The following is a 12,654-nucleotide window of genomic DNA, read 5'->3' as shown; positions in this document are numbered from 1 at the left end:
CTCCTTATTTTATAACAACTACCTCCACAAAGGATTTTGTTCAATTTTGTTATTAGTTTGCAATTCAGCTGTTGGAATAGGAAAAATATAATTCCTTGGCTGTAAATATTGCGCACCTTGCTTGTTTGTTTCTGTAAAGTGAACCTTTAGCTGAGCAGGTGTGTACCAACGTTTTAAATCTTGCCATCTGTTTTGTTCAAAAAACATTTCTAACAATTTTTGATGGCTAAGTTCACTCATTACACTGGTTAAGTCCGGTAGATTTGACCCTGTTTTTTCTGGCAATCCGGCTCTTACTCTAATACGGTTAATGTCGGCAATAGCTTTTGCTAAATCTCCATTTTGGGCAGCAGCTTCAGCATGCATAAGTAATACTTCTGCATAACGCATAATCACATTGTTGGCAGTTGAAGGGGTTGCTGACCAATAATTATCAGCGCTCTCTTTCCCGCTCCAGCCATTTGTAAATTTATTTATTAAGAACTGGTTATTGCCCGATACATCTAATAACGATTTAGGATCGATTTTGGAGATATTAGCTTGTGCAGATGCCCAAAGATCTTCAAAAGTTTTTGATCCGCCGTACCATTTCACATCTGGTTCGCCAAAGTTTGAGTGTTTCCATGATAATGTATAGTACATTCTTTTATCAAATTTAGTGTCCGAACCGGCAGGTCTTTTTTCTAACATAAATTGATCTATAAGGTAATTGGTTGGCACATATTTAAACCATCCACCTCCTGCAGGAGGACCAATTAGCTGAGGCAAATAATTATACATAGGGGAGTTTGCACCTTCTACACCCCAAGGCCCATACGGGTCGCCAAATGGACCATACACCCATTGAAAAACAGCTTCCTTGTTAAACTCATTTTTATCAGTGAAATTTTCAGAGAAATCTGTTATTAAATCATAAGCGTATGGGGCAGAATTTAGCAATTCAAAAGTTGCCTGTGCTTTTTGATAATCTTTGATGTACAGATAAGCTTTACCTAAATAAGCAATAGCAGCACCACTTGTTGCTCTCCCTAAATCAGCAGAAGGCCTTGTAGGAGGCAACCCACTTTTAGCATCAGTAAAATCTGAAATTGCCTGTGCGTAAACTTCCGTTACAGGTTTGCTCGGCATGAATTGATCATCGGCAGTTTTTGCCGGCGCAATAATAAGTGGCACATCTCCGAAATTAGATGCTAATGTAAAGTAACAAAGTCCACGCAGAAATTTCGTTTCGGCGATATATGACTTTTTTAAGTCGTCACTAACCTCTACCTTTTCTGCATTAGCCAACACCAGGTTAGCGCGATATATAGATTTGTAAAGTGCCGAAAAGGTAGAAGATGCATCTGAATTTGTAGCTTCATTTGTAAATAAAGCTATATTAGTAGTAGCAGCTTCTCCGCCCGGAAATGTAAGCACATCATCTCCCAATGAATTTATATTCTGAATGCCAGTAAATGCCCCCCAATAGCCATATAGAGGCTGCCTTAATAAACTATAAACAGAAGCTACTGCCGACTTCAAATCAGCCTCAGTTTTCCAGAATTGTTCTTCAGTAATTTTATTCGGATTTGTTGTTTTAAGAAAATCCTTTTTACAACCATATATCATTAACAAAGCGAGCGGAAGCGCCACTGCTATTGTTTTAATTATATTTTTATTCATAATTTCTTTAATTATTCAGTTAAAAAGATACGTTTAAGCCCAGAGAGACAATTCGTTGCAATGGATATGCTCCGCTATCGAAACCCCTTCTAAGTGGATTACCATCGTTTCCTAAATCCGGATTATATCCTTTGTATTTTGAAAAAGTGAATAAATTTTGACCTGAAAGATATGCCCTTATCTTACCAACATTTAAATGTTTCGCAATATCTTCAGCTACTGTATATCCTAGCTCAAGCCTCTTTACCCTAACATAAGCGCCATTTTCTAACCAACGATCACTATTTCCACGGGAATTTAAATTTACATCTGCCAATGTGAATCTTGGAAAACTTGAACTGCTGTTTTCTGGAGTCCAGGCATTTAAAACAGACGTAGATAAATTGGTATAAGCTGTCATTTGCTCTGTCCAGATTCTACCACCATTATAAATTTTATTTCCAAAAACACCTTGCACCAATAAATTTAAATCAAAGTTTCTCCATGCAAGTGTACCCGCTAATCCTGTTTCAAATGTTGGGATTGGACTTCCGCTATATTGCTGATCATTGTTATCAATTTTACCATTATTGTCGAAATCAACAAATTTTATGTCACCAGGTGAAGCATTAGGCTGTATTTTTTGGCCGTTTGAACCTTTATATCCGTCAATCTCTGCCTGTGTTTTAAATATGCCGTCTGTCTTAATTAAAAAGAAACTTCCTATTGGATTTCCAACCTTAGCGCGTTCCAGATCACCAAATTCCTGATTGCCACTTCCTATAGTAATGGCGGTCATTCTATTTCGCATAGTTGTCATATTCCAGCCTATTTTATAAGAAAAGTCACCTGCCGCATCTGAATAATCCAAAGCTAGCTCTATACCTTTGTTATTAATTGTACCGGCATTAACTGTTGGTGTACCGCTAATCCCAGTACTAAGAGGTATTGGAACTGCAAGTAATACGCCTCGAGCTGTTTTATTAAACCAGTCGAATACGAGTGACATTTTTCCGTTAAGAAATGTGGCATCAAGACCTGCATCAACCGATTTTGATTCTTCCCATCTTAAATTTCGTGGAGAAGCAGTTCCACTAGGAATAGACCCCACTATCACACCTCCATTTGTAGCAAAGTTTAAGTTATTACTAATTCCATTAATTGTAGAGTAGTTTGGTATCTGATCATTTCCCAGCAAACCAACGCTACCTCTGATTTTTAATGAATTCATGAAGGCCGAAATTCCTGAATTACCATAAAACTTTTCATTGCTGATATTCCAACCTGCGGATACGGCTGGAAATACACCATAATAATAACCTTCACCAAACTTAGAAGATCCGTCTCTACGGATTGATCCGCTGATCATGTACCTAGAGTCGTAAGAATAAGAAACCCTTCCAATAAGAGACTCTCTTCTGACATCTCCTAAATCTCCTCCAACTGATTGGTTGGATTTTTCAGAACCAAAAGAATAAATTCCATTTGGGAGGTTATTTCCATTTGCATTAAAAGAGTTACTCGTATCCTTTTGGGCGGTAAAACCGGCAAGCACTGAGATATTATGTAATCCAAGCTTTTTATCATAGCTAAGGGTATGCTCTAGTAACCATGAACTAGAAACTCCGCTGCTCTGACTTAGTCTTGGTTTGGCAAGTATTACGTTGCCATCATTATATGCATAGTCATAATTGTTACCAAAGCCTCTATTTTCTGATATCGCACCATTAATTTTATACTTCAATTGATCAATCAATCTAACTTCCGCAAACACATCAGCAGTTACCGAACTATTGTTATTTCTATAATCGCTAGAATTCAAAATAGCCACGGGATTTGAAAGATTTTTCATACCTGAGTTTACTCCTCCCCAACCGCCTGGCAGGTTTGCAGGATTATAAACAGGAACAGTTGGAGGTACAATTAATGCACTTAATATATTACTATGAGATTGATCTCCTCCCGGAGGCAATGTGCGTTCACGAGTTTTATTGTAAATGAACGTTTGTCCAATTCTAACCCTGCCTTTTTCATATAATGATTTCGCTCTAAAATTAGCGCTGTTGAAATCGGTTTTTATGATTGTACCTTTTTGATTCAAATAGCTTCCCGACAAGCTATATTGAAAATGTTCTGATCCTCCAGTAACATCTGCATTCGCTTTGTAGATTGGGGCATTCCTAAAAATCTCATCCTGCCAGTTGGTATTTGTTCCATTATAAGCAGGAAAATTTCCTCCTACAGAATTTAATAATTTGGTCCATTGCTCACCATTGAGCACGTCCATTCGCTTAGCAATAGACTGACTACTGTAAACTGCATTAAATTGAACTTTAGGCTCTGTATTCTTTCTGCCCAATTTTGTAGTCACTAAGATTACTCCGCCTGCAGCCCTGGATCCGTAAATACTGGCTGCCGCAGCATCTTTTAACACCTCAATATTCTGGATATCAGCAGGATTAAGTCCATCCATACTACCAAAAGGCATTCCATCAATAACAACCAAAGGGCCATTTGCACCTAGAGTTCCGGTGCCACGAATTGTAATGTTTGATTTTGAACCCGGAGCACCTGTACTTGATTCAATTGATACACCGGCAACACGGCCCTGAAGCGCATCTGTTACATTGTTAGAAGCATTTGCACTCAGTTCATTTACATTTACTGATGCGATTGAACTTGTAATTTCTGTTTTACGTTTGGTTCCATAGCCAATTACAACTACTTCAGTTAAATCGCGCAATTGAGGTTTAAGGCGGATATTCATAAGGGTACCTTCCTGAACCTTTATGCGGATAACTTCGTACCCTACATAGGAAATCAATAAAATAGCATCTTTATCAGGAACTTCCAATTGAAATTCGCCATTGGTATTGGTGGTAGCAGCTACCTCTGTACCTTCTACTTTTACAGAAGCTCCCGTAAGAGACATTCCATTTTCGTCAGTTACTTTACCTTTTATGGATATTTTTTGTCCAATTTGCTGAGATAATGAAAGCAAAGTTCTTGTTTTAATTACTACGGTTTTTTCCACAATAGAATAAACAAGTGGCTGGTTTACAAAACACTGATTAAGAGCATCTTCAATAGATACATCCTTAACATTAATATTTACAAGATTTGCCTTTCTGATTAAATCGCTATTACCAATAAAGTAATAATTGGTTTGGCTTCTGATTTTCCTGATAACGGTTTCCAACGAAGCGTTTTTTTCGCTCAAGGATATCTTCTGTGCTTTGGTAGTAGCACTAACCTGGAGTAAGCATGTTACTAATATGAGAATGGTTAGCCTCATTATACGTAGTATTTGTCCAGAATTTGAAGCAATGAGCTTACATCTGAATTGATCGTAAAATTTCATACATTTGGTTTGTTTTGGTTGCACAACGCAATTCTTTACTCTTTTAACAGAGAAAAGTCTACGTCGATAAATTGATTAGTTGTTTAGCTGAATTTTATCATGGCATATCCAAACATTGGTCAGGGGTGTTCCAGCATCCCTGACTTTGTTTAAACTACCGTTAGTTCTGTAACTATTATGGCATAACGATAATTTTCCTCCCTTCTATTTTAAAGTGAACATTTCCAGTTGATTCTAACACTTTTAATAAGGATGATATATTTTTTGATCGTTCTACGACACCTAAAAAGGATAGATTTCCTTGCTGACCTTGAAATTCGTAATCAATGTCGTACCATCTGGATACCCTTTGCATAATGCTTTCCAGCTTTTCATCATTAAATACGAAATAACCATTTTTCCATGCAATAGCTTCTTCTATACTAACCGGTAATACTTTAATGGCAGCAACATTCCTATTAATCTGAGCCTGTTCGCCGGGTTTAATTACTTTTTGATTGGCCTGAGCTATCACCTTAACTGATCCTTCCAGTAAAGTTGTTTTAGTAACTTTTTCATCATCATAGCTACTGATATTAAAATGTGTACCCAATACCTCTACTTCCTGATTTTGAGTATGCACTATAAATGGCATTTGCTTGTTTTTGGCTACTTCAAAATAGGCCTCGCCAGTAAGCTCAACCAATCGTGTTTTTCCTTTAAAAGAAGCAGGGAATTTGAGTGAAGATGCAGCATTTAACCAAACATGGGTGCCATCGGCTAGTATTACCTGATACTGCCCCCCTCTAGGCGTGCTTATGGTATTAAATATTTCTTTGCCCGTTATGGCACCTGCATTTCCAGCCAATGAAGTCATGTTATAAACAAGGATTCCATTTCCGGCTTTTGTTATTGAACCACCGGCCTGGTTTGCCAGTTGTTTAATTGTTGAATCGGTTAGTACTACGCGTTTTCCATCTGGTAATGTAAGAACAGCCTTATTACCTCCCGGCAAAATATCAGCCTCTATCCTAGCTGTATTTGTTTTAAGAGAAGATGATAAATGCTCGGCTTTAAAGAAAAGCAATCCTGCAGTTAGCATCACCAGAAGAACTGCCGCGGCAGCTATCCATATTCGGTAGTTAGTATTTTTTGATTGGCCTTGTATTTTTGTTTGAATACCTAACCACATTTCCCGTTCAATATCTTCAGTCCACTTATTTTTCTTCCCTATGCTGTCTAACGAAATTAAAAGATCATCTTCCAACTGGTCGTCATAACGACCGGTTTTTACCATTCCTAGTAATTCTCGCCATTCTTCCTCAGAAATAACATCTTCCTTGAAGTATTGTAAAAGGATATGGAAACGGGTTCTATTCATTCTTGTAATCGGATTTTAACTAAAGACGATTACTAAAACAAAATGGCCCAATGAAAAGAAAAAAATAATTACATAAATAAAACAGCTTTAACTCAATACTTTGGATTTGCCTTTATCATAAAAGACAGCCAGAAAGGTTAGAACTCCCAGAAGAATCACATATTTGAACCGGATATTAACCTCGTAAAATTCGCGTCCTGAATTTGGATTAATCAGGGTAAGAACCAGGTATGCGGCACCAAAAGTGACTCCAAATATTAAAATAATGGTTAGCGCAAACCACATGTCTTGTTTTCGATAGGTTTCCCTTTGCACTTTATTTGTCACCTTGGCGGCAAAGTTTTGGGGCAATCCTGATTCCTGCCCGGAATTTAAGGCTTGAAACAATTGTTTATAAATTAGAAGGTCATTATTTTCAAATGACTGAGGAGAATCATTATTTATGCCTTTTTCAAACATCTCCTGTATTCTATGATCATCTGATTCTTTCATATTTCTTCTTTTTTAAGATCTTTTTCAATTTTGTTTTTTAATAGCTTCCTTGCCCTAAACAGATAGCTTTTAACTGTTCCTTCCGGGATTCCTGTAATCTCTTCAATTTCAGCACAGGAGAATTCATTTAAATGATATAATGTTAGCACAGTGCGGTATTGAAGTGGCATTTTCTGAATGAGATCATTAAGATAATTCACAGTATCTTTTTTAATCATGGTATGCTCAGGATTTTCATCAGTAAAATAATATTGATCAATATCTTCAGTATACTCTGACAACCGTTCCTGTTTACTAAACTTAATGTGATTGATGGCAGTGAGATAAGCAATTCGTGCTATCCAGGTAGATAGCTTTGATTTAAACTCAAATCTGTAAAGGTTCTTATGGATTTTAATAAATACTTCCTGGCAAATATCTTCTTTATCCTGCTGGTCATGCACCAGTCTATTGATCACAAAGAAGACCAACCTTTCATATTGTCTTACAAGTAATTCAAAAGCCTTAAAGTCTTTATTTAATATCCTGGTTATAATATCCTTTTCATTAAACATACTTAATAGTCAATCAATACGGGTTGTCGGTTGCAAAAAAATCAAAGTATATCCAGATTATTTTTTATGTGTTAGATAATAATACAAAAATCCAAAGATTAATAAGCACTAAAAAAAGATTCAATAAATTAATTTAAAATAACTGCAACCAGTTGTCTTTTTTTGTTGACTACTGGGTAAATCATTTAAATTAGAGATCATGAAACAGTTAATGCCATTTATAATCATCATCATATTTTTTGTAATAATTGGAATTTTTATCATTACACTTTACAAGTATAGATTAAAAAGAAGAATCATTGATTCGGGTCCTTTAGACGAAACCGGTTTGAAATTTTTAACGCAGTTATCCAAAGATAATGAACTGCTTAAATGGGCAATTATTCTAATGTCGGCGGGGATTGGTTTAATTGCTTTGGAATTTATACCATACAATGCAGAAGAGTCGCCATTACCATATGGAGTAGAAATGATCTTTATTGCCGGAGGGTTTTTAGTTTATCACCTAATAATTCGCAATCAAAAAGATAAATAAGCCACTCTCCTAGAAATTTAATCCAGTCGTTTAAAAGTAATTGATTTTAAAGTGCAAAAGCCTTTAAACGACTCACTATGCCCAAAAATTTGAAATTCCTAAAATTCATTACCAATAGAATCATGAAATTAACCATCAAAATAACGTTATTACTTATTATTTCAATAGTTCAAACCAACTTATTACTTGCACAGAATACACCAGACGAATACCAGATTAAAGGATTGATCGTCGATTCTGCAAGTCATGGTTATTTGCCCTTTGCAACTGTTAGGATCAAAACCAAAACGGGGACCGTCATTAAAGCTATAGCCTCTGACAAAGACGGAAAATTTACCATTAATGCGTCTGGCCCTCTAAACTATCAGCTTTCCTTTCTTGTTCTGGGTTATTACTCAAAAACAATTTCATTGGATTTGTCTAAAAAAGAAACGAAAGAGATTGATCTTGGTACTATTTATCTAGCAGAACAGCTTAAAACACTAAATAATGTGGTCATCACCGGGGAAAGACCAATGATCAGCCAAAAGGCCGACCGGATCATTTACGATTTGAAAGCCGATCCTGAAAGCAAGGTGAATAGTGTGTTAGATATGGCACCTAAAATCCCATATATTACTCTGGATGGGCAGAATAACATTCTTCTCAAAGGGAATTCAAGCTTTAAAGTTTTGATTAATGGCAGGCCTTCTGCAAGCTTAGAAGGTAATCTGACTGCAATACTGAAAAGTATGCCTGCATCTACTATAGAAAAAATAGAGGTGATTACAATTCCTCCCTCAAAATATGATGGAGAGGGATTGGCTGGAATCATCAACATCATTGTTAGTAAAAAGATTAGTGATGGATATAATGGTTCTCTTAATATAAATGAGAGCCTTCCGGCTGGAGGGCCAGGTGCCGGTGGATCGGTTACTGTAAAAAATGGAAACTTTGCAATTTCGGCTTTTGGAGGTGCAAACCTGAACAACAACCCGCAAACCACTTATAAAGGTAACAGGCTAAGTTATGGCAATGCAATAAACAGACTTTTACAAAAGGGCCTTCAAAAATCTGACAACAAAACAGGATATTTTGGTACTGAATTAAGTTACAGTATTGATTCATTAAATTTACTATCCGGTCAGTTCAACCTCAATGGAGGGAGATCTTCAGGCTTCATATCTCAGTCTTCAGAACTAAGTAGTGGAGCTGAACTTTTGCAAGGGTATGACCTGTTAAATTACAATAAAGGAAAAAATTATGGGGTTGATGCTGCAATTAACTACCAGATCGGTTCTAAAAAAATAAAGGATCAACTTTTAACCTTTTCTTATCAATATTCAAACAATGCGGCTAAACGTAATGGAGATATTGACCTATCAAATTTAATTAATTATGATCAAAAGGATTACAAGCAGTATGATCATCAGCAATTCCATGAAAATACTTTTCAATTGGATTTTACAACTACTGTGAAGAGAGTTAATATTGAAGCCGGGCTTAAATCCATATTACGATCCAGCAGTAGTGATTTTGATTACAATACTTTTAATGATTTGAATGGTCAATTTGAATCGGATCCCGAATTTTCTAACAGATATACCAATTCTCAGAACGTTTTTAGTGCATATAATTCATATCGGTATGCTTTAAAAGCATGGAGTATTATTGCCGGAATACGCGTTGAGCAAACGGTAATAAGAGGAGATTTTGTAAATGATGCTACAGTAGCTAATCAGAATTATTTTAATGCATTTCCCTCAATAGCAATTAATAAGAATTTTAAAGATCAGAGTAGTTTGAGCTTTGGCTTCTCCCAGCGCATCAGAAGGCCAAGTATAAAGAGATTAAACCCTTATATAGACCGTTCCAATCCACTTTTTGAATCGACAGGTAATCCTAATCTCCGACCAGTACTGCTAAATGATATTCAGGCTAACTATGGTAATAACAAAAAGCTTTCGATAAATGTAGGATTGAACTACTCATTCATGAATAATCTGGATTTACAGGTGGTGAATTTTGATCCGATTACCCAAATCACAAGAACTACTTATGAAAATACTGGTGAGTCTAGTAGTCTTGGAGCTAATCTGTCCATTTCATATCCGATCAGCAATACTTATAAGGTTGGACTGAATGGAAATGCGATGTATTTATGGCTGGCAGGAAATCCTGATGGGATTAGTGTAACTAACGATTTGTTGATGTATTCTCTTTCTATTTCGAATTCATTTGACTTGAATCAGGGCTGGCGTTTAAATGCTACTTTGAATGGAATGAGTAATAGCCCTACCGGTTTACAAGGTACAACTAATGGCTACGTTAGTACAAGTTTTAGCATAAGTAAGGAGTTAATTACTAATAAACTATCATTAGGTGCGCGTTTTAATAATCCATTTGTTAAGTATAGGAATAACAATTCTACAAGTTTCGGCAAGGAATTTAGCCAGTCCTATACCTCAAGAGATTATTTTCAAAACTGTGCTTTTAGTTTAAACTATAATTTTGGAAGACTAAAAGGAGGTGTAAATAAAACCAGAAGAAACATAACGAACAATGATATTGCGAACTAATAATTTACCGCACCTGCATCCTTTAAAAACAATGATGAAATTAGCGAAAAAAAATAGTTGAAATAACAACAAAAGGAACTGTTACTATGGTATAAATATGTGATTTGAGATAACCGCGCACACTTTTGCGGCCCAACTCCAAATGCCTTTTTACTGTTAATTTAGAGATGTTCATTTTTACAGCAACTTCAGCATAGCTAAGTTCATGTTCATTAACTAAAAGCCATGCCTCCCTCTGTTGAGGGGGCAATTGCTGAAGTGCATTCATTAGCAATTTATCGTATTCAATTTGCTCTATCCTTTCATCTATGCTATTTACAGGATAATTTTCTCTCGATGTTAACTCCGCAAAAAAAGCCGTTTCTATAGTTACCTTTTTAAAATGATCAAGGGTTAAATTCCTGGCAATAATAAAAAGGTAATCTTTCAAACTTCTTACATCCTTTAGTTTTTTACGATTGTTCCAAAATTTGATATAAACCTGTTGCACCAGCTCAATAGCAGTGTGTTCATTTTTTACATAAGCCATTACAGCATTATAAATATTCTTATTGGTTTTATGGTATATTTGGTTAAAAGCTTGCTCATTACCAACTGCTACTTGCGCTAACAATAAATTGTCTTCATCAGCATTTTGCTTACCCGGTTGGAACATATACAATTAAGCCCTAAGTTTATTTGGAGAAATAATATTTCAATATAATTATTTTAATCTACTGTTCAATTGCACATCTTGAAATACAAAATATATAATTTCAAAAAAAAATTATTTCCGCATACTTATATTTTTTTACAAGTGGCTCATCATATTTCTACATCCCTTTAATACCTGTCTTCGATGAATGAGTATTCAAGAGATTTGACATCTGACTTATTTAACAATATTTACATAGCCAGGAAATAGATAAAGATTAAACAATAGGCAATTCCAAACTACTCCTAATTTGACTATTATCAATGCTTTTTTTGCAATAACAATCTTTTCTCTAAACCTTTAACAATGGAGTATTATGAAGATTTGATCATTTATTATTTATAACTTTAATATAAAATGGAAACAAAAGGTCTGCTTTTTATCCCTGACATTAGCGGTTTCACTCGATTTGTAACTGAATCAGAGATTAACCACAGCCGCATGATTATACAGGAATTACTTGAATTGCTTATTAATGCAAATCAAATAGGGCTTGAAGTTTCTGAAATAGAGGGTGATGCAATTCTTTTTTACAAATTCGGAGAACCTCCGGAACTTGAAGTATTGTATAAACAGGTAGAAAAAATGTTTTGCTTGTTTCATAAAAGTCTAATGTCTTACGACCGAAGGAAGTATTGTCAATGTAATGCCTGTACTTCTGCCGCGAATCTTTCATTGAAGGTAATTACCCATTATGGTGAATTTACAGGATATAACGTAAAGAATTTTAGCAAACTGATTGGCAAAGATGTTATTGTTGCTCATCAGCTTTTAAAGAACGATATAAAGCAGCATGAATATTGGTTGGTTACCAATGGTCTTTTGCAGGATAATGCTCCGGCTGATTTTAAAGAATGGATGAACTGGAATGACAGCATGAAGCAAACGGAAACCGGAGAGATTTACTTTCATTATACACAACTAAGCCAATTAAAAAATGAAATAGCAGATGACCCTTTACCTCCTTTAAACCTTTCAGGAAAAAAGAAAATATGCACTGTTTCAAAAACATATGAAACTGACATTATCACACTATTTCATGCCTCTGGTGCGTTTGAGTATCGCCACCTCTGGTGGGACGGTGTAAAAAAGGTGGAAGGACTTCAGCACTTTTTACCGCGGGTAGGTATGAAAAGTACATGGACATTAAACAATGGAGAGACCCTTTACTATTCAAATAGCTACTCTTATACTGATGATAGAATTGAATTTAGTGAGATGAATGATAAAGGTGATCAGATCATATACTTTACCCTGATAAAGGTAGCTCCTAACGAAACAAATCTTACCATAGACATTTATAAAACCAGTAACTGGATAACAAATCTTATTTCAAAATTATCAAATCAAAAGGAACAGGGGCCTATTCTTCAAAAATCACTTGAAAAAATAGTTCCCCTGTTAAAAGATATTCATCTATAATATTGCGAATACCCAAGAAGGCAGACTAAAATTTATG

9 protein-coding genes are annotated in these 12,654 nt (G+C 35.5%); 3 read left to right on the top strand and 6 right to left on the bottom strand.

All coding sequences use genetic code 11. The annotated features are described in order from the left end of the window. Positions 1 to 18: 18 nt before the first annotated feature. The 5 genes from CPT03_RS03900 to CPT03_RS03880 form a co-directional block, all read right to left on the bottom strand. Positions 19 to 1,662 carry a RagB/SusD family nutrient uptake outer membrane protein gene (locus CPT03_RS03900; RefSeq protein ID WP_099437617.1) on the bottom strand — a complete coding sequence of 548 codons (1,644 nt, stop codon included), beginning with the start codon at positions 1,660 to 1,662 and terminating at the stop codon, positions 19 to 21. A 19-nt stretch (positions 1,663 to 1,681) separates the two neighbouring features. Further along, entirely contained in the window at positions 1,682 to 5,002 is a 3,321-nt protein-coding gene (locus CPT03_RS03895; RefSeq protein WP_099437616.1) for a TonB-dependent receptor, read from the bottom strand. A gap of 175 nt (positions 5,003 to 5,177) precedes the next feature. Further along, the gene (locus CPT03_RS03890) at positions 5,178 to 6,362 is read right to left on the bottom strand and encodes a FecR family protein (protein ID WP_099437615.1); all 1,185 of its coding nucleotides are present in this window, start codon (positions 6,360 to 6,362) and stop codon (positions 5,178 to 5,180) included. A gap of 87 nt (positions 6,363 to 6,449) precedes the next feature. Next, positions 6,450 to 6,854, bottom strand: a complete 405-nt coding sequence (locus tag CPT03_RS03885; protein WP_099437614.1) for a hypothetical protein — start codon at positions 6,852 to 6,854, stop codon at positions 6,450 to 6,452. After that, the gene (locus tag CPT03_RS03880; protein ID WP_099437613.1) at positions 6,851 to 7,408 is read right to left on the bottom strand and encodes an RNA polymerase sigma factor; all 558 of its coding nucleotides are present in this window, start codon (positions 7,406 to 7,408) and stop codon (positions 6,851 to 6,853) included. The genes CPT03_RS03885 and CPT03_RS03880 overlap by 4 nt, the downstream gene beginning before the upstream one ends. A 199-nt stretch (positions 7,409 to 7,607) precedes the next feature. Here CPT03_RS03880 and CPT03_RS03875 point away from each other — a divergent pair, with 199 nt between their 5' ends. Further along, positions 7,608 to 7,943, top strand: coding sequence for a hypothetical protein (locus tag CPT03_RS03875; protein WP_099437612.1), 336 nt, complete (start codon positions 7,608 to 7,610; stop codon positions 7,941 to 7,943). Between the two features lie 122 nt (positions 7,944 to 8,065). Then, positions 8,066 to 10,501, top strand: a complete 2,436-nt coding sequence (locus CPT03_RS03870) for an outer membrane beta-barrel family protein (RefSeq protein WP_172954133.1) — start codon at positions 8,066 to 8,068, stop codon at positions 10,499 to 10,501. A 40-nt stretch (positions 10,502 to 10,541) separates the two neighbouring features. Here CPT03_RS03870 and CPT03_RS03865 read toward each other — a convergent pair whose 3' ends face one another. Then, the gene (locus CPT03_RS03865; protein WP_099437610.1) at positions 10,542 to 11,156 is read right to left on the bottom strand and encodes an RNA polymerase sigma factor; all 615 of its coding nucleotides are present in this window, start codon (positions 11,154 to 11,156) and stop codon (positions 10,542 to 10,544) included. 396 nt (positions 11,157 to 11,552) lie between these two features. Between CPT03_RS03865 and CPT03_RS03860 the strand changes: the two genes are divergently transcribed. Beyond that, a complete protein-coding gene (locus CPT03_RS03860) occupies positions 11,553 to 12,617 on the top strand; it encodes a DUF2652 domain-containing protein (protein WP_099437609.1) in 1,065 nt (354 codons plus the stop codon). Positions 12,618 to 12,654 lie beyond the last annotated feature (37 nt).

The sequence above is a fragment of the Pedobacter ginsengisoli genome (assembly GCF_002736205.1).
Lineage (GTDB): Bacteria > Bacteroidota > Bacteroidia > Sphingobacteriales > Sphingobacteriaceae > Pedobacter > Pedobacter ginsengisoli_A.
Note: the sequence above shows the minus strand (reverse complement) of the source record. Positions and strands in the feature narration are given on the sequence as shown.